19 protein-coding genes and 1 pseudogene are annotated in these 17,887 nt (G+C 70.3%); 8 read left to right on the top strand and 12 right to left on the bottom strand.

The window, feature by feature from the left end; genetic code table 11:
* Positions 1-9: 9 nt before the first annotated feature.
* The 3 genes from ABF401_RS04830 to ABF401_RS04820 are packed head-to-tail and all read right to left on the bottom strand — an operon-like array spanning position 10 to position 2,682.
* The gene (locus ABF401_RS04830; RefSeq protein WP_353508403.1) at positions 10-1,233 is read right to left on the bottom strand and encodes a glycosyltransferase 87 family protein; all 1,224 of its coding nucleotides are present in this window, start codon (positions 1,231-1,233) and stop codon (positions 10-12) included.
* A gap of 50 nt (positions 1,234-1,283) precedes the next feature.
* The gene (locus ABF401_RS04825; protein WP_353508402.1) at positions 1,284-1,730 is read right to left on the bottom strand and encodes a MaoC/PaaZ C-terminal domain-containing protein; all 447 of its coding nucleotides are present in this window, start codon (positions 1,728-1,730) and stop codon (positions 1,284-1,286) included.
* Between the two features lie 4 nt (positions 1,731-1,734).
* Positions 1,735-2,682, bottom strand: a complete 948-nt coding sequence (locus ABF401_RS04820; protein ID WP_353508401.1) for a DMT family transporter — start codon at positions 2,680-2,682, stop codon at positions 1,735-1,737.
* Between the two features lie 48 nt (positions 2,683-2,730).
* Between ABF401_RS04820 and ABF401_RS04815 the strand changes: the two genes are divergently transcribed.
* The 6 genes from ABF401_RS04815 (at position 2,731) to ABF401_RS04790 (ending at position 7,470) form a co-directional block, all read left to right on the top strand.
* Positions 2,731-3,159, top strand: a complete 429-nt coding sequence (locus ABF401_RS04815; protein ID WP_353508400.1) for a DUF1801 domain-containing protein — start codon at positions 2,731-2,733, stop codon at positions 3,157-3,159.
* A 72-nt stretch (positions 3,160-3,231) separates the two neighbouring features.
* Entirely contained in the window at positions 3,232-4,227 is a 996-nt protein-coding gene (locus ABF401_RS04810) for an ABC transporter ATP-binding protein (protein WP_353508399.1), read from the top strand.
* The gene (locus ABF401_RS04805) at positions 4,224-5,012 is read left to right on the top strand and encodes an ABC transporter permease (protein WP_353508398.1); all 789 of its coding nucleotides are present in this window, start codon (positions 4,224-4,226) and stop codon (positions 5,010-5,012) included. Before ABF401_RS04810 ends, ABF401_RS04805 begins: the two co-directional genes overlap by 4 nt.
* A gap of 23 nt (positions 5,013-5,035) precedes the next feature.
* Positions 5,036-6,148, top strand: coding sequence for a sensor histidine kinase (locus ABF401_RS04800; RefSeq protein ID WP_353508397.1), 1,113 nt, complete (start codon positions 5,036-5,038; stop codon positions 6,146-6,148).
* A 64-nt stretch (positions 6,149-6,212) separates the two neighbouring features.
* Entirely contained in the window at positions 6,213-6,818 is a 606-nt protein-coding gene (locus ABF401_RS04795; protein ID WP_353508396.1) for a response regulator, read from the top strand.
* Between the two features lie 169 nt (positions 6,819-6,987).
* A complete protein-coding gene (locus tag ABF401_RS04790) occupies positions 6,988-7,470 on the top strand; it encodes a hypothetical protein (protein ID WP_353508395.1) in 483 nt (160 codons plus the stop codon).
* Between the two features lie 160 nt (positions 7,471-7,630).
* On the opposite strand, the gene ABF401_RS04785 is transcribed toward ABF401_RS04790, so the two are convergent.
* Complete coding sequence (locus tag ABF401_RS04785; protein ID WP_353508394.1) at positions 7,631-8,218, bottom strand: TetR/AcrR family transcriptional regulator; 588 nt, start codon at positions 8,216-8,218, stop codon at positions 7,631-7,633.
* 92 nt (positions 8,219-8,310) lie between these two features.
* Here ABF401_RS04785 and ABF401_RS04780 point away from each other — a divergent pair, with 92 nt between their 5' ends.
* A complete protein-coding gene (locus ABF401_RS04780) occupies positions 8,311-8,973 on the top strand; it encodes a hemerythrin domain-containing protein (RefSeq protein ID WP_353508393.1) in 663 nt (220 codons plus the stop codon).
* Between the two features lie 210 nt (positions 8,974-9,183).
* Here ABF401_RS04780 and ABF401_RS04775 read toward each other — a convergent pair whose 3' ends face one another.
* From ABF401_RS04775 to ABF401_RS04740, 8 genes are all read right to left on the bottom strand, one after another.
* Positions 9,184-10,389: an acyl-CoA dehydrogenase family protein gene (locus ABF401_RS04775; RefSeq protein WP_353508392.1), complete on the bottom strand. Its 1,206-nt coding sequence runs from the start codon at positions 10,387-10,389 to the stop codon at positions 9,184-9,186.
* A 10-nt stretch (positions 10,390-10,399) separates the two neighbouring features.
* Positions 10,400-11,515, bottom strand: a complete 1,116-nt coding sequence (locus ABF401_RS04770) for a phosphotransferase family protein (protein WP_353508391.1) — start codon at positions 11,513-11,515, stop codon at positions 10,400-10,402.
* Positions 11,512-11,964 (bottom strand): MaoC family dehydratase, encoded by a 453-nt coding sequence (locus ABF401_RS04765; RefSeq protein ID WP_353508390.1) that lies wholly within the window; start codon positions 11,962-11,964, stop codon positions 11,512-11,514. The genes ABF401_RS04770 and ABF401_RS04765 overlap by 4 nt, the downstream gene beginning before the upstream one ends.
* Before the next feature lies 1 nt (position 11,965).
* The gene (gene fabG, locus ABF401_RS04760; protein ID WP_353508389.1) at positions 11,966-12,742 is read right to left on the bottom strand and encodes a 3-oxoacyl-ACP reductase FabG; all 777 of its coding nucleotides are present in this window, start codon (positions 12,740-12,742) and stop codon (positions 11,966-11,968) included.
* Positions 12,739-13,530 (bottom strand): SDR family oxidoreductase, encoded by a 792-nt coding sequence (locus tag ABF401_RS04755; RefSeq protein ID WP_353508388.1) that lies wholly within the window; start codon positions 13,528-13,530, stop codon positions 12,739-12,741. Before ABF401_RS04755 ends, fabG begins: the two co-directional genes overlap by 4 nt.
* Positions 13,531-13,802: 272 nt before the next feature.
* Entirely contained in the window at positions 13,803-14,261 is a 459-nt protein-coding gene (locus tag ABF401_RS04750) for an Rv1352/Rv1906c domain-containing protein (protein ID WP_353508387.1), read from the bottom strand.
* A gap of 29 nt (positions 14,262-14,290) precedes the next feature.
* Entirely contained in the window at positions 14,291-14,566 is a 276-nt protein-coding gene (locus ABF401_RS04745) for a hypothetical protein (protein ID WP_353508386.1), read from the bottom strand.
* A gap of 267 nt (positions 14,567-14,833) precedes the next feature.
* Entirely contained in the window at positions 14,834-16,309 is a 1,476-nt protein-coding gene (locus ABF401_RS04740; protein ID WP_353508385.1) for a Fis family transcriptional regulator, read from the bottom strand.
* Positions 16,310-16,491: 182 nt separating this feature from the next.
* On the opposite strand from ABF401_RS04740, the pseudogene ABF401_RS04735 reads away from it, so the two are divergent.
* A pseudogene (locus ABF401_RS04735) lies at positions 16,492-17,887 on the top strand (hypothetical protein); the annotation flags it as partial.

Below are 17,887 nucleotides of genomic sequence, written 5' to 3'. Positions count from 1 at the left end.
AAGGCCCGGTCAGCGCCGCAGGCGTCTCGACGGCGTTGCCGGGACCTTCGGAGTCAACCACTCCGCGTGCCCGCCGGGAAGATCCCCAGGGACGGTTTTCGTCGGCCCCGAGACGCTCACCCACGTCCCCCGGCGCTGCCGAAGCCTCACCGCCGCCCACACCGCGAGCGCGACGGCGGCCAGGAGGTAGGCATTGCCGACGACGTGGTCAGCGGGGGTCCACGCGTACTCCCGCCCCGCTGCGTAGCCGGGCCAGATGATCGGCCGGGCGACGAAGACCATGGTCCAGACGACGGCGGCCAACCTCCCACGCTCCCACAGCACCAAGGCGATCGGCACGCACCAGACCCAGTGGTGCGACCACGAGACGGGTGAGGCGAGCAGCATCGACAGTGCCGCGAGGCAGGTGCCGAGGAGCTCGTCACCACGTCGCCACCACCGGACGCCGACGGCAAGGACGGCGACGGCCAGCGGCACGGCGATCGCGAGCCACAGCAGGATCGAGGGCCTGGCGCCGAGCAGCCGGGTGAGCGCCCCGTAGACCGACTGGTTGTGCGCCAGGGCGGGAGGTCCGATGCGACCGGCGTCGATGAGGCCATGACCCCAGTAGCTCGCCGACCACCCGGCGTTCACGAGGAAGCCGACGGCGACGGTCCCGGCGAAGGCGAGGATCGCCCGTCCGGCGGCGGTGCGACGCCCGACGAGGACGAGGAGGGCGACAAACACGAGCGGGGTGAGCTTCACTCCGGACGCCATGCCGATGAGCACGCCGGACCAGCGGTGCGACGGCCTGAGCAGGTCGACGAGGACGGCCAGCATGATGAGGGTGTTGACCTGGCCGAACACGAGGTTCTGCCAGATCGGCTCGAGAGCGACCGCACCGAGCGTGAGGAGCGCGACGAGCCAGCCGGGCGCGGGCTGGCCGAGGCTGCGGCGCACCAGGGCCACGACTCCGGCGAGCGCGGCCATCGACGCGGCGGTCCACAGACCTGCCGCCAGCCAGGACGGGAGGGGGGCGAGCGGCGTCATGAGCACGGCCGCGACGGGCGGGTACGTGAAGCGCAGCCCGGTCACCGCGTCCCGCGACTCCGGGGGCAGACCGTCCAGCACGATTCGCCCTCCGTGCTGGTAGACGAGCAGGTCCGTGAATCCGCCGTGCAGCGCACCCACAGCGGCCGCGACGCCGATCAGGGCGATGACCGGAGCGGGCCCCCTGAGCACGCGGGCCAGCACAACAGCATGCTAGATGCCGTATGCCGCTGAGCTTGCACCGTGCGAAGGGCTCAGTTCCGGGGTGGCCGGGTCGCGACCATCAGCCCGATGTCGCCGGACTGGACGGCGACCCCGTCCTGGTTGGTCAGGGTGAAGCGTCGCGACAGGATGCCGGCGTCACCTGCGCTCGTCAGGCGGGTACCAGTGATCTCGACCGTCACGTGGACCGTGTCGCCGATGCGGATGGGCGCATGGAACCGCCAGCCGTCGACCCCGAGCAGGGCGATCGAGCTGTCCTCGAAGACGCCGAGCCGGGACGCCAGGCCCATCGCGAGCGAGAGGCCGAGCATGCCGTGGGCGATCCGCCCGCCGAAGCGGCTTCCCTTCATCGACTCGGCGTCGGTGTGGGGCGGGTTGGTGTCCCAGCTCCATCCGGCGAAGAGGACGACGTCCGTCTCCGTGATGGTGCGGCCCTGGCTGGTGAAGGTCTGGCCGACCGAGAAGTCCTCGAAGAACATCGGCTCAGCCCCGCACGTCGATCGCCTCGTCGGCGCGGTCCGGCGTGGCCACGGCGGGTCGTTCGCTGCGCCGCTCGTGCAGGGCGAGGCCGACCACCGCCGCCAGCACGAGGGCAAAGCCGAGCCACTGGGTCGGGTCCAGGCTGCGACCCAGCACGCCCACGCCGACGACCGCCGCGGTGATGGGAAAGGCCAGCTCCGCGAGAGTCGCCCGCGACGCTGGCGTGGTTCGCAGGCCGCGGTAGTAGAGCAGCAGCGCGACCAGGCCGGGCACCAGCGCGAGCACGACGATGCTGCCGATCGACCCGGCGTCGATGCCCATCGACGTGTCCGTCACGAGCGAGATCACGGCCAACGCCACGAGACCGACCGCGAAGCGCAGGGACGTGAGCTCGCGGAAGGTGAGCTCCGCGGAGGCGGCACGTCCGAGAACGGTGCCCGCCGCCCAGAGGGCCGCTGCCCCGAGAGCGAGCCCAGCGGCATACAGGCTGGTGATGCTGATGGCGAACGGCTCCGGGAAGCTGAGCAGCCAGGCACCCGCGATCGCCGGGACGGCGAAGAACGCGAAGGACGGCCGGTGGCGCTCCCCGAGGAGGACGGCCGCGAGGAGGAGGGCGATGAGCGGCTGCAGCTTCTGGAGGACCTGCGGCGTGATCGGGTCACCCAGCCGGAAGGCGGACGTGAACAGGGTCGTGGCGAGCGCCGAGGAGCCAGCGCCGATGACGATCACGCTCAGCTGGGTGCGGCGGCTCGCCCGGGCCACGGCTCGAACCGCTCCGAGGAGCCACGGCGACACGAGCAGGACGAGGACGAGGTGCTCCCAGAAGACGATGGCGACCGAGGGGTACTGCTTGGCGAGCGGGTCGCGCCAGATCGCCGAGAGACCCCACAGGCTCGCGGCCAGGGCGATGAGCCACGTGCGATCTGCGCGGCGTGAGGACGGGGCAGCCATGGCGGCCAGCCTAGGGGCGGCTTCGTTCTCGGTAGCATCGGGCACGAGATGGACATCTCCGAGCGCGTCGAGGCCTACCTCGCCCAGCAACCCGAGCCGAAGCAGACCGACCTGCGGCAGCTGCACGCGCACCTGCTTGCGGAGTTCCCAGGGTGCCGGCTGTGGTTCAGCGACGGCACGAACGAGGACGGCAAGGTCGTGGCCAACCCCAGCATTGGCTACGGCGTCCGAACCATCAGCTACGCCGACGGGTCGTCACGAGAGTTCTATCGGATCGGCCTGAGCGCCAACACGACGGGCATCTCGGTCTATGTGCTCGGGCTCGACGACAAGACCTACCTGGCGCGCACCTACGGCGCCTCGATCGGCAAGGCCAGCGTGACGGGCTACTGCATCAGGTTCCGGGGCCTCTCGGTCATCGACGCCGATGTCCTTCACGCGGCCATCCGAGACGGCATGACCGTCGGTCACGCGTAGGTGACAACTGTCATGGCCAACTCGTGATGCCTGTGTGAGGGAGCCGGACCGGTCGCCGCGCAGGCTGGAGTCATGACACAGACCACCCTCCCGAGCACGCCCGGCACGCCCGGCACGAGCCCCGCGCCCCTGCCCGCCGTCCAGGTCTCCGGTGTCACCAAGGACTTCGGAGACGTCCACGCCGTCCGCGGGATCGACCTCACGCTCGAGCAGGGCGAGATCGTGGCCTTCCTCGGGCCGAACGGCGCCGGCAAGACCACGACCATCGACCTGGTGCTCGGGCTCTCGCAGCCGACGACCGGCTCGGTCGAAGTCCTCGGCCTCCATCCGCGGCAAGCGATCTCGCGCGGCCTGGTGTCCGCCGTCATGCAGACGGGAGGACTGCTCAAGGACCTCAGCGTGCGAGAGACCGTCGCCTACACCGCGAGCCTCTTCGCCGACACCGCGCCGGTTGACCAGGTGCTCCGCACTGCCGGCATCGAGGCCATCGCCGACCGCAAGGTCGGCAGGTGCTCCGGCGGTGAGCAGCAGCGGCTGCGGTTCGCGATGGCCTTGCTGCCCGACCCGGCCCTGCTCCTGCTCGACGAGCCCACGACCGGGATGGACGTCGAGGGTCGGCGGGCCTTCTGGTCAGCCATCCGGGCCGACGCGGCGCAGGGTCGCACGGTCCTCTTCGCGACGCACTATCTCGAGGAGGCCGACCAGTACGCCGACCGGATCGTCCTCATCAGCCACGGCCGGATCGTGGCCGACGGCACCGGCAGCCAGATCAAGGCCCTCGCTGCCGGTCGGACGGTGCGTGCCACGCTCCCCGGCGCGGACGCCACCGCGCTGGCGGCTCTGACGGCGCTGCCCGGTGTCGAGAGCGTCGACGTCCGCGGCGAAGCCGTCTACGTCCACGCGCGGGACACGGACGCCGTCGCCAGGCACCTGCTGGTGTCGACGCCGGCGCACGACCTCGAGATCACCACCCGCGGCCTGGAGGACGCGTTCCTCAGCCTCACGGGTGACGACGACAACGACACCATCACGCCCACCACGACCACGATCACGGAGGTCCCGGCATGACCGCGCACGCCATCGATCCCAGCGTCCGTCGAGTGCCGCCGCTCGGCGCGTTCAGCCCGACTCTCCTACGCATCGAGCTGCGGCGCATGCTGCGCAACCGACGCACGGTGATCATCACCCTGCTGCTGCCTCCGCTGCTCTACCTCATGATCGGCACCAACAGCGGCTATGGGCAGCAGAGGGCGGGCTCGGGCAACGTCTCGGCCTACCTCCTGATCAGCATGGCTGCCTACGGCGCGGTGCTCGCGTCAACCAGTGGCGGCGCCATGGTCGCGACGGAGCGCGCTCTCGGCTGGTCGCGCCAGCTGCGGCTGACGCCACTCTCACCGCTGGCCTACATCGTCGTGAAGTCGATCGTGGCGCTGTCCCTCGGCGCCCTGGCCGTGATCGCGGTCAACGTCGTGGGCGTCGTCAGCGGCAAGGCCTCGATGCCGACCCACGCGTGGGTCCTGGCGGCGCTCATCGCCTGGGCCGGGTCGATCGTCTTCGGTGCCTTCGGGCTGTTCATGGGCTACGTGCTCCCGGGCGAGAACGTCATGCAGATCCTCGGCCCGGTGCTCGCCGGACTCGCCGTGTTGGGCGGGCTGTGGTTCCCGATCGACTCGGGCTCGACCCTGGGGCACATCTCGGCTCTCACCCCGATCTACGGGCTCGCCCAGCTCGCCCGCTGGCCGCTCCTCGGCGGCACACCCGAGATGGCGTGGGTGGTCAACCTCGTGGTCTGGCTGGCGATCTTCGTCGGTGGCGCCGCGTGGCGGATGAGCAGGGACACGAAGCGTGTGTGACGGGCGCGCGTAGCGTGAGGACCATGAGCACCACCCCCAGCGCAGCGGGTCCGCAAGCGGGGCCGAGTCGCTGGGGCGTGGCGTTCGCCGGCATCTGGCTGTTCTACCTGCTCTCGCCGCTGACCGCGGCCTGGGACCGTCAGGACCTGCGCGGCTGGATCGGCGTCGTCACCACGCTGGTGTTCGCCGCGATCTACCTCGGGGTGTTCGTGCGGCTGCGGGGGCGGAAGCCGGGTGCGCCGTTCCGCCCCCTCCTGCGACCATCGCAGGGAGTCCTCGTCGTGCTCCTCCAGATCGCCCTGGGAGTCGTCATGTGCGCGACCATCGGGGAGGCGGGGCTGGCGGCCGCGGTGTACATCGCGGTGACCTGCGTGATGTGCCTGTACACCCGCTGGGCCTGGCTCGCCTCCCTCGCCGTGGCGGGTTCGGCCTACGCCGCGACGCTGCTGGTCCCCGGCTGGCACCGCGACGAGGGCATCCTGTTCGGCACCCTCGTCGCGACGCTGGCGATGTGGGGCATCTCCCAGGCGATCAACCGCAACATCGAGGTGCTCGCCGTGCGCGAGGAGAACGCGCGCCTCGAGCTGGAGGACGAGCGCAACCGGTTCGCCCGCGACCTGCATGACATCCTCGGCCACTCCCTCACCGTCATCACGGTCAAGGCGGAGCTCGCGAGCCGGCTGGTCGACGTCGACCCTGCCCGCGCCCGGACTGAGCTCGCCGACCTCGAGCGGCTCTCGCGCGACGCGCTGGCGGACGTGCGCCGTGCCGTCGACGGCTATCGCGAGCTCACCCTCCCCGGTGAGCTGGCCCGTGCCCGGGCGGCTCTCTCGGCGGCGGAGATCGACGCCGACCTTCCGAACTCGACGGACGACGTCGCCTCCGACGCGCGCGAGCTCTTTGCCTGGACGGTCCGCGAAGGGATCACCAACGTCATTCGCCACAGCGGCGCCCGGCACTGCATGGTCCTCCTGGGCGAGCACGAGGTCGAGGTCCGCGACGACGGGCACGGCCCCGCGACAGCTGGTCCCGGCAACGGCATCACCGGCCTTCGCGAGCGCGCGGCCGCCCTGGGCGGCAAGGTGATCACCCAATCGCTACAGCCCGGCTTCTCGCTCAAGGTCGTGGTGCCGTGAGGTCGACGCCCCGACAGCCTGCTCGGCCGCTTCACCGCTGGGGACGAGACGGCGGCGAGCCACGGTGATCCGGCTCCTGCTTGCTGACGACCAGGCGCTGGTCCGGGGGGCGCTGTCGGCCCTGCTCAGCCTGGAGCCGGACTTCGAGGTCGTCGCCGAGGTGTCGTCGGGAAGCGACGTCGTCCGGTCCGTCCTCGAGCACCGGCCCGACGTGGCGCTGCTCGACGTCGAGATGCCCGGCCTCGACGGGATCAGCGCGGCGGCCGAGGTACGCCGCGCAGCACCCAGGACGCGGGTGCTGATCGTGACGACGTTCGGACGGCCCGGTTTCCTGCGGCGGGCGATCCAGTCCGGCGCGAGTGGGTTCGTCGTCAAGGACACCCCGGCCGCCCAGCTCGCCGACGCCGTGAGGCGGGTCCATCAGGGGCTGCGCGTCGTCGACCCGGCCCTCGCCATGGACAGCCTCACCGTCGGCGATTCCCCGCTCACCGAACGTGAGACCGACGTGCTGCGTGCCGCCGCAACCGGCGCCTCCGTCGCCACCATCGCGGAACGAGTCAGCCTCTCCCCCGGCACCGTTCGCAACCACCTGTCAGCCGCCATCGGCAAGACGGGAGCCGCCAACCGCTCCCAGGCCGTCCAGATCGCCACCGCCAACGGCTGGCTCTGACCAGAGGCAGCGGCGGGCGGCCGCGAAAAGACCGGCAGCACATGGCGAAGCGCGCGTGTGTTGCTCACTAGCCTCAGAGAGTGGATCACGGACGGCTCAGTGGTGCTGCTCCAGGCTGGTGCGTGCCGGCGTCATGCGCCTGCGCTCTCCCTGGCGTCGGGAAGCGGTCATGAGCCCAGACGACGAGCTCTCCACGGAGAACCCGTCGACCACCAAGGCGGCACTGGTGGTCGACGTCCTCATGGTTCTGGCGCTGGGGTGGGTGCTGTGGGTCACCGTCCAGGCGGAGGCGGCCCAGGTCGTGGCGGCTTCTGGCAACGGGCGGCCGGGTGTCATGGTCATCGAGGGCCTCCGACCCGCCCGGGGTCCGGACATCCCGGTCGGCACGTTCATCGAGCCCGACGGCACCAGAACGTCGGAGGTCGCCTGGCAGGACCGCCCGGCTGCCGTGGGAGACCGCAAGGAAGGGGTGCGCGTCGGATATCGGGCCTGGGGACCGGGGGTGCAGCTCGGGCTGGGGGAGGTACTCGTAGCGGTCACCGTCACAGGCTTGTTCGTGTGGCGGGTACTCACTCTCGTCCGGCACTGGCGCGGTCGCCGCCCAACCAGGCCCTTTCAGGCGCGCCATGAACCTGCAGAGGATGGACCGTGAACGCACAGACCGGAGATGGTTCGCCTGACGGGTATTCGGAGGTCCAACCGTCGAAACGATCGGGCTCCACCGCGGGGGGCAGTTCGCTGTTGCCTTGGGTGGTTACCGTCGCCGGTGTTGCCGCCACCGTGCTCGGCGGGTCGCTGACCGTGCTGGGCAATCATGGTCCGGCACCGCCCGCCACGACGCCGTAGAGGGAGAGCCGCACCAGCGCTCGCACGCGCTCGACGGGCTCATCGGTGAGGCCTCCGGCCCAAGCCCGCATGGCCGCCTCCAACGCGTTGTGGACGTGCACGCACATGAGGTCCACGGGCACGTCGGTGCGCAGCTCACCGCGGTCCAGGGCGGTCTCGAGCAGCTGATGGATGGTCCGGAAGACGGCCGGTGTCGCCTCGTCCTCCGGCTTGAGCAGCGCTTCCTGCCGCATGGGGAGGCTGTAGAGGAAGCGCGCGAGCTGGGGCTGGTCGAGCATCCCGCGGGCCGCCTCGATGGTGACGTGCTCGATCTGCTCGAGCGGCGGGAGGTTGGTCCGGGTGTGGTCGGGGACCTCGGCCGCGAGCAGCCGCTGGAAGAGGGCCCTCACGACCTCCTCGCGCTCGGAGAAGTGGTTGTAGAAGGTGGCGCGTGAGACGCCGGCCTCCCGAGCGACGTCCTCGACGCGCACGGGGTCGTAGCCGTGCACCGTGAACAGCAGGAGGGCGCTGTCCATGATCGCCTCTCGCGTCGCCCGCCTCCGTCTGCTCGTCACAGGGCCACCTTACTTGACACGTGTCCAATCTGACGTATGTTGACACCTGTCCAACTTCTGGACACGTGTCAAAATTCGAAGGAGCAACACACATGGGACGACACACGAGGCACGCCGCCGCGATCGCCGCCGCCCTGGCAGTGGTCGGAGCCGCCGCCTGGCTGGGCCTGAGCAGTGGCGAAGAGCCCGCCGCGCAGGTCGGCAGCGGAGGGACCGTCGCTGCAGCAGCGAAGAACCGCGTGACGCAACCGCTGCGTGACGAGCACAAGGAGCTCATCCCGCACATCGACGGTCTCGCCGCGGCCGGGGACGCCGTCGGGGTCGCAAGCAGCACCGAGCAGCAGGAGAAGGTCCACGCGTCGTATGTCTTCCTCACCGAGCACCTCATCCCGCACGCCGTCGCCGAGGACAAGGTCCTCTACGCCAAGGTCGACGAGCTCGTCGGCGTCAACGGCCAGACCCACGCGACAGACACGATGCGACGCGACCACGAGGAGGTCGGCACGCTGACCGACGCGCTGGGCAAGCTCGGCGGCACGCTCGAGAAGGGCGAGCTCGCCGCCGCCGACCAGCACGAGCTGCGCCGGGTCCTCTACTCGCTCAACGGAATCGTCGGGCTGCACTTCGCCAAGGAGGAGGAGGTCTACCTGCCCCTGCTCGACCGGACACTGAGCGCCGAGCAGGCGCAGGCGATGTTCGAGCAGATGGAGGAGGTCACGGCCAAGGAGGCCGGTGGCCAGGGCCACGCCCACTGACCGGCCACCGGTCCCCGCCCGACGCAGACGGCCACGTCACCACGCAAGCCGGCTCAGCGGCATACGGCATCATCCCGTATGCCGCTGTGCCCGCTCCCGCGCGCCGCTCGCCTCCCGCTCGTCCCCACCCTGCAACACGCCCGAGAACTCGGAACTCACCTGTGTTGCTTCAGGGTGAGTTGCGCGGTGCCGGGCGTGTTGCGAGGTGGGTCAGCCGACGAACGCCTGGTTGCGCTTCAGCTCCTGGCGCGCGATGGTGCGGCGGTGCACGGCGTCGGGGCCGTCGACGATGCGCAGCACTCGCGCCCACGCGTAGAAGTACGCGAGCGGAGTGTCCTGGGAGACACCGGCTGCGCCGAAGACCTCGATGGCGCGGTCGACGACCCGGGTGGCCATCGCGGGCGCCGCGACCTTGATGCCGGAGATCTCGGTCCGGGCGCCCTTCGCGCCGTGCTGGTCGATGAGCCAGGCCGTCTTGTAGACGTAGAGCCGGGCCATGTCGATCTCGATCCGGGACTGCGCGATGAGCTCCTGGACGACGCCCATGCCCGACAGGTGGTCGCCGAACGCGACGCGCGACTTGGCCCGGTCGACCATCAGCGCGAGCGCTCGCTCGGCCATCCCGATGGCCCGCATCGCGTGGTGGATCCGACCGGGGCCGAGGCGCGCCTGCGCAATCATGAAGCCATCGCCCTCTCCGGCAATGAGATTCGTGACCGGCACCCGGACGTCACGGAGGACGACCTCGGCGTGGCCGTGCTGGTCGTGGTAGCCGAAGATGGACAGGTCGCGCTCGATCGTCAGCCCCGGGGTGTCGCGCGGCACGAGGATCATCGACTGCTGCCGGTGCGTGTCGGCGCCGGGGTCGGTCTTGCCCATGACGATGAAGACCTGGCACCGCTCGTCCATCGCGCCGCTGCTCCACCACTTGCGGCCGTTGATGACGTACTCGTCGCCCTCGCGGCGGATCACCGTCTGGATGTTCGTCGCGTCGGAGGAGGCCACGTCCGGCTCGGTCATCGAGAACGCCGAGCGGATCTCCCCAGCGAGCAGCGGCTCGAGCCAGCGCTGCTTCTGCTCGGAGGTGCCGAACATGTGCAGCACCTCCATGTTCCCCGTGTCCGGCGCCTGGCAGTTGATCGCCTCCGGGGCGATCACCGGCGACCAGCCGGAGATCTCCGCGATCGCTGCGTAGTCCACGTTGGACAGGCCTGACTCGGCCGGCAGGAACAGGTTCCACAGGCCTCGCTTGCGCGCCGACTCCTTGAGCTGCTCGACCACCGGCGGCAGCGCGTACTGACCGTGCTCGGCAAGGTGACGGTAGTACTCGCCCTCGGCGGGGAACACCTCCTCGCGCATGAAGTCCCACATCCGAGCGGACAGCTCTTCCGCCTTGGGCGACAGTGCGAAATCCATGAGAGTCCCTTCACTGGTCCTTGACTGCGGCGAGGCCCGCGGCGACGAGCGGCTCGACCGACTCGCCGACCGTCGCGAACCCCTCCCCCACCGTCTGGCCCTTGGTGTAGCGGTAGTGGATCCCCTCGAGGATGACGGCGAGCTTGAAGTAGGCCAGCCCGAGGTGGAACGAGAGCCGGCCCAGGTCGCGACCCGACCCCGCGGCATACCGGTCCAGGATCTCGTCGGGGCCGAGCCACCCCGGTGCCAACGCCACGTCCGACACCGCGTCGCCGCTCCCCATCCCGGCCAGCGCCTGGTACACCTGCAGCAGGCCGACGTCGGTCAGCGGGTCCCCGAGCGTGGCCATCTCCCAGTCCAGCACGGCGGCAACGCGGTCGGCGCCGTCGGTCGTGTCGATGAGCAGGTTGTCGAGGCGGAAGTCGCCGTGCACGATCGCCGGCGCTGACTCCGGAGGGACGTGGGTGGCCAGCCAGGCGTGCAGCTCGTCGATGCCGGCCACATCGCGGCTGCGCGAGCCGTCGAGCTGCTGCTTCCAGCGCCGCACCTGCCGCTCGAGGAACCCCTGGGGCCGCCCGAAGTCGCTCAGCCCCACCTCGTCGGGGTCGACCGCATGCAGTGCGACGAGGGTGTCGACCATCCGCTCGCAGATCGCCCGGGTCCTTTCGGGCCCGAGCGGTCGCAGCTGGGCCGCGAGCCGGTAGGGCGTGCCCTCGACCAGCTCCATGACGTAGAACGGCGCGCCGATCACCTGGTCACCCGGGGACACCGCGTACGTCGCTGGGACCGGGACGTCGGTCTCGTGCAGCGCGGAGATGACCCGGTGCTCGCGGACCATGTCGTGCGCGGTCGCGAGGACGTGCCCGAGCGGCGGCCGGCGCACGATCACCTCGCGGCGCCCGTCCCCGACGATGTACGTCAGGTTTGACTTGCCCCCCGCGATCAGGCGGGCCGTGAGTCTGCCGTCCAGCAGGCCGGGAGCGTGGTCGGCCAGGAACGCGCGCAACGGCTCCAGCGGGAGCCCCGGCGGGTCTTCTGTGCCGTATGCCGCTGAGCTCGCTCCCCCGGCCGGGTTGCCTTGCGAGGGTGGCTGGGTCGGCTGGGTCGGCTGGGTCGGCTGGGTCATTGCACGTAGACCCAGGCGACGTCGGCGACACAGGCCGGCTTGCTGCCGCCCTCGATCTCGATGGTCACCCGGACGACCGCCTGGGTGCCGATCGCGATCGGGCTGAGCTCGACCAGCTGGGCCGAGGCCCGCACCTTGGACCCGACCGGGACCGGCGCGGGGAACCGGACCTTGTTCGTCCCGTAGTTGAGGCCCATCGAGACGCCCTCGACGCGGTAGATCTCCGCGACGAGGACCGGCAGCAGCGAGAGGGTCAGGTAGCCATGGGCGATGGTCCGCCCGAAGGGGCCGCCCTTGGCCCGCTCCGGGTCGACGTGGATCCACTGGTGGTCACCGGTCGCCTCGGCGAAGAGGTTGACCTGCTCCTGGGTGATCTCGTGCCAGCCACTCTGGCCGAGCTGCTCGCCGACCGCGGCGCCGAGCTCGTCCAGTCCGTTGAAGGTGCGCATGTCAGTCCTTGGGTCCGCCGGCGACGTAGATGACCTGGCCGGACACGAAGCCGGCCTCCTCGCGCACGAGGAACGAGGCCGTCGCCGCGATGTCGTCCGGCTGGCCGACCCGGCCCACCGGGATCTCCTTCGCGGCACCCTCGAGGAACTGGTCGAACGTGACGCCCATCCGCTCGGCCGTCGCCCTGGTCATGTCGGTCGCGATGAAGCCGGGCGCGATGGCGTTGGCGGTGACCCCGAACTTGCCCAGCTCGATCGCCAGCGTCTTGGTGAAGCCCTGCAGGCCTGCCTTCGCCGCGGAGTAGTTGACCTGACCCCGGTTGCCGAGGGCGGAGGTGGAGCTGAGGTTGACGATACGGCCGAACTTCGCGTCCACCATGTGCTTCTGGCAGGCGCGCGTCATGAGGAACGAGCCGCGCAGGTGCACGCCCATGACGGCGTCCCAGTCGTCGACAGTCATCTTGAAGAGCATGTTGTCGCGGATGATGCCGGCGTTGTTGATGAGCACCGTCGGCGCGCCCAGCTCGGTGGCGACCCGCTCGACTGCGGCCTGGACCGCGGCCTCGTCGGACACGTCCACGCCCACGGCCAGTGCCTTGCCACCCGCGGCCTCGATCTCCTTGACGATTGCGGCACAGGCGGTTTCGTCCAGGTCGAGGACCGCGACCTGGAGGCCGTCCTGCGCGAGGCGCCTCGCCACCGCAGCGCCGATGCCGCGCGCTGCGCCGGTGACGATCGCGGTGCGGGTGGGCTGGTCGGATTGCGGCTGTTCGGTCATGTGCTGGCCCTCTCGAGTCGTTGCTGGATCTTGTTCATCCCGCCGAGCCACGCGTCCGGGTCGGCCGCGCGTCCGGCGTAGTACTGGCGCACGCTGGGGTGCGGGAGGATGTGGACGGACTCGCCCTGCAGTCCCTGCCACACGGCCTCGGCCACGTCCTCCGGACTCAGTGTGCCGTCACGGGTCAGCAGGTCCTTGAGGGGTCCGGCCTCCTCGAGGATCCGGGTGTCGACGCCGAGCGGGCAGACCGCCTGGACGATGACCCCTCGGTGGCGGTACGTGGCGGCGAGCCACTCGGCCAGGGCGACGGACCCGTGCTTGGTGACCGAGTAGGGCAGGTCGCCGAGCATCGTGAGCAGACCGGCCGCCGAGGCGGTGAGGACGAGGCGGCCGCCACCAGACTCGAGCCACAGCGGCACGAGCCGCCGGGCAGCGCGGACCTGGGCCATGACGTTGACCTCGAGCAGCCGGGCCCAGTCGTCATCGGAGGCCTCGAGGCCGACACCGGACGTGATGCCGGCGTTCGCGACGAAGAGGTCGATGCCACCTTCCTCCTGGAACTCGCCGAGTGCGGCCGCCACGAGGAGGTCCACTCCCTCGGCCGACGCCGCGTCTCCGGCGATGGGAACGGCCCCGATCGCAGAGGCCGTCTCCCCAACGACGCTCTCGTCGAGGTCGTTGACGACGACCCGGACCCCCTCGGAGACGAGGCGTGCCGCGATCGCCCGCCCGATGCCGCGAGCCGCGCCGGTGACGACGGCGGTGCGGATGGCAGTGCGGTCTGGCACGGCACTCCTTCCGGGTTCCGGGGTCGCGGCCCTCTACGTCGACTGGGCAGTTCGCGCCGGCTTGGTTCTGGCTGACTAAGCGCTTGCTTACCTTTGCGCGTCCCAGCGGCCCCGTCAAGTGCCGCCCCCACTTCGTCGAGTGTGCAGTCCGCGCCGCCCCCGCTTCATCGAGTGTGCACTCCGCGCCGCCCCCCGCTTCATCGAGTGTGCAGTCCGCGCCGCCCCCACTTCATCGAGTGTGCAGTCCGCGCTGGCCAGGATGCACCTACTTGTCAGCGACGAGTCCATTCGCTGCAGCCGTTGGACTCGAAGAACTTGTCCGTCTTCTTGATGGTGACAAGGGCCTGACCCGAGGTGTTGTCGTTGTCGATGATGGAGTCGATGCCATCGCTTCCGCTGAGGCGAGCCCAGTAGCAGTTGCCGTTGGGCGATGGCTTCGACACGTAGGTGCCAGCCTTGACGTCGACTCCGACCTGGAAGGTGCCGTCGCCGGGCATAGCTGCGGCTGGCTTCGGCGGACCGACGGTGAGGGTCTTGGTGGGTCCGGCAACCTCCACCTTCTCGGTCACGGTTGGGCCCGGGACGGTGATGGCCGGCGCAGGGACGGTTACTGTCGCGGCCGGTGTCGCCGCCACGGACGTGGTGCCGCCGGCGTCTCCACCGGCGGCTCCGCCGATGCCGAGGGCGACCAGGGCCGTCGCGGCGTAGCCGATGACGTGCTTCTTGTTCATGTCATGTGTCCTTTTCGTTCGAAGTGGATTCACTGAGCGAGGGTCAGAGTGATGTCCAGCCCGGCGTCCGGGTGGTAGGTCCAGCGGGCGGAGATGTCGTTCCAGGTGTCGTTCTGCATGCCGTCGAGCGCCCGGGTGGAGTTGATGTGCGCCTCGACTGCGGCGGGCATGCTCAGCGCACGCAATACGCAGTCGATGGCATCGAGCTGGTCACCGGACCAGTCCTCTTTGCCGGTCCCGTCGAGGATCAGCGTCGCGCCGCTGTCGGCCAGAGTTCCTGGCGTTGCGCACGTCGACCAAGCCACTTCGAGGGGCTTGCGGGCCGTGGTCGTTGGTCTTGCGATCGTGGTCGCGGAAATCCCCGCGGGCCCAGCGGCACTCCCGCATGCCGTGGCCAAGAGAGCAACCGCCACGGTCGTGGTGACCCTGACGAGGACGCGGAAAGGTAGTCCCGGACGAGGCGCAGGCCTGGTGTGAAGGGTTGACATGGTGATTCCAATCTCGAGTCGAGCAGCTGAGTGGTGGAAGCGGGTCGGCCGCTGCTCCCCATCGGCGGCCGACCCGCGGGAGGATCAGGCCGCGCCGACTCCGGCAGCGGTCCCGTCCTCGTCGGAGGCGTCGCCGGCTCCCATTCCGGCCGCCTCCATGGCAACCCCGTGCAGGGCATCGAGCGCCAGGCTCAGATGGCGCTCCACCCCTGCCTGCACGGTGTTGCACTCCTTGTCGATCGTGTCCGCGCCCCTGCGGATCGATCCGGACGCCTTGCGGATCGAGTTGATCCGATCGACGAGCTCGATCGCAGCGCTGATGTTCTCCTCCGCCGTGTCGAGCCCTTCGACATCCCGCCGAGCCGAGGCGGCGACCGCGCTGGTACGCATGAGCTGCACGACGGTCCGCAGCAGGTCGGGCTCGTCGCCCGCCGGGTCGAACGCGATGACCACTCGACGCGCGCCGAGGACTCGGATCGTCTGGCCCTGGTTCTGCGCCACCGTCCGCACGATGCCGACCGACGCAGCGGCTTCCCGGTTGCGCTCCGCCTCGTCGAGGTAGTCGTTCCACACCCGGCGGTCGCCCGAGTCGTGCATCTCGACGACGACCCGGGCGGATCCACCGCCGACCGTCAGGACGCCATCGCCCTTCTTGCAGCCACGGATCGTCCCGGCGAAGCCACCGGTGCTGGCGTACTCATCGCCCAGACCCGCCGCGATCTGCTCCATGACCAGGTCGACCTCGGCCTCGAAGCCGCCGCCCTTGAGCGGTGTGACACTGGCCGTCTTCGCTGCCGCCGCCGCGGCGGCCTTCTGGACCTCGACAGCCTTGGCGAGCTCGTCGACCTTGCCGACGAGGGCCAGGTGGTGCTTGTCCATCGACTCGGCGAGTGACTTCTGCTGGTCGGCCAGCGCGGCGGCCTGCTTGGCGAACGGTGACGTCGGGTCGGCCGGGTCGAACTGCCGGCTCACCTTGTCGAGCAGCTTGTCCGTCTGGTCGAAGGCCCGTTCACCGATGGTGCGGCCGGCTGACTCCAGCACCGGGCCGAGCCTGGCGAGCAGCTCCGGGTTGTCGCCTCCGATGAGACGCTCGATCGAGTCCCGCAGCGTCCTCGTCGACTGCTCCACCGTTTCGGCGAAGCCCTTGCGACCGTTGAGCTCGGTCTCGAGGATCGCCTTGCGAGCGGCGTCCGCTGCCTTGCTCATCGCGTCGGCGGCGGTGGCGGCGGCCTGGGCGGTGGCGTCCGCCGCCTGCGTGCTCGACTCGACGGTCTTGGCACCGACCTCGACGATGAGCTTCTCCAGCTCGAACGTGTCCTGCGCCGCCCCCGCCGAGGCGATGGCTCGAGCGCCGACTGCGAGAGCTTGGGCCACGAACGGCGTCAGGTCTGCACCGTCCATCCCGTCCTCGGTCACCGCCGGGCCACGCGATCCCGTTGACCAGCGCCTGGCCTCCGTCACGACCTCCGAGTCCGTGACGGTGAGGTCCCTGATGACGACGGCCGGCGCGTCCGGGTCGAAGGACGCCGCGGCAGGCGTCATGCTGATGCGGTCGCTCATGGTGCGTGCTCCTGTCTCGAGGTCCGGCGACTGTCGTTGCCGGGCTGACTCGAGATTCGCGAAGGTGGCCGCGTTGGGCGAACGACGAGTGTGATAACCCCGGTTATCAAGTGATCGGTGGACGCTGTCAGCCCTCTCCCCTACCGTGCACAAGACCGACAACAGCGGGAGGGGGACACGGAGTGACACGCACGTCGACACTGCAGCTGTCCCTCACCGACATCGCCCGCCTGGCCCAGGTCCAGCGCCCGGTCGTGTCCATGTGGCGAAAGCGGCCCGTCGACGGCCGGCCCTTCCCGCGGCCAGTTGCCGAACACGAGGGGACCGAACGCTTCGACGCCTTCGACGTGGTCGACTACCTCGCCGCCACCGGACGCGGCAACGCCACGGTCGCCCGTGAGGACGTCGCGGCGCACGCCACCCTCGCCCTGCCGACGCAGCTCCCCGATGAAGCCGTCTTCGAGGGCCTGACCGCGCTCCTCGCCCTGGGGATCACCAGCGGAGAGTCGCTAAGCGACCTGACCGCCGGCGAGATCGTCGACCTGGCGACCACCCACGACCACGAGGACACGCTGTTGCTGCGCGAGGTCGTGCGGCTCGCCCCGGAGCTGGACACCTTCGCCGCCCACGCCGACGACTTGGCGGATGCGTCGTACTCGCCTGCCGCCGCTTTCGAGCTCCTGCTCGACCAGCGCACCCGTCGGGCGCGCACCCCCCTGTCGGCGGCGGCGCTGCGACCCGAGGCTGCCACCCTCGTCGCGCGCGTGGCCCTGGCCCTCGTCTCCGAGGCCGGTTGGGAGGCGCCACTTTTCGTCGACGTCAGCGAGAGCAGCGGTGACCTCCTGCTCGCCACGTCGCGCACGTATGCCGCTGGGCTTGCTCCCAGCGTGGCGACCCTCGCGCTCGACACCCCGCTCGCACGGCTCGTCCGGCGACGGCTGCTGGTCCATGACGTGCACCGGTTGGACGTCTCGGCAGACTTGAACGACGCCGACGCCGACGGCGACCTCGACCTGGGCGACGCGGTGCGTGACGGCGCGGTGCACGTCCTGCAGCTGCCCGACGCAGCGCACCCATCATCAACCGACGTCGACGTCCTCGACGCCGTGTCCCGTCTCGTCGACCAGCTCGCCGACGACTCGCGCGTGGTCGTCCTCGGCCCAGCACGAGCCCTGACCGATCGGCCACGAACGGGAGAGATCGACCGCGCCCGCGACGCGATCCTGCGCAGCGGCCGGCTGCGGGCGGCGATCCGGCTCCCCGAGGGCCTGCTGGTGCACTCACCGCGCCACGCTCTCGCCCTCTGGGTGCTGGGACCTGCCCATCCGGATCTCGCGATCAGTGATCGCCGGACCGTGGTCGGACTCGTCCCCTCAAAGGTCCTGACGGAGAGCGCAATCGAGGACGTCGTTGGTGATGTCGTCGCCTCGCTCGCTCGCCCTGACCAGGTCGAGCACCACTCGTACCGCTTCGCGCGTCGCGTCGTGACGTCAACCCTCATCCCTGGTCGAAAGCCGTTGGTGGATCGGGCAGCTCGTACGGGCGGGACGACTCACATGATCTCGCTGGGTGACGCTG

This window comes from Intrasporangium sp., from assembly GCF_040414665.1.
Taxonomy (GTDB): domain Bacteria; phylum Actinomycetota; class Actinomycetes; order Actinomycetales; family Dermatophilaceae; genus Intrasporangium.
The sequence above is the reverse complement of the archived record's forward strand: the minus strand, read 5'-3'. Positions and strand labels throughout refer to the sequence as shown.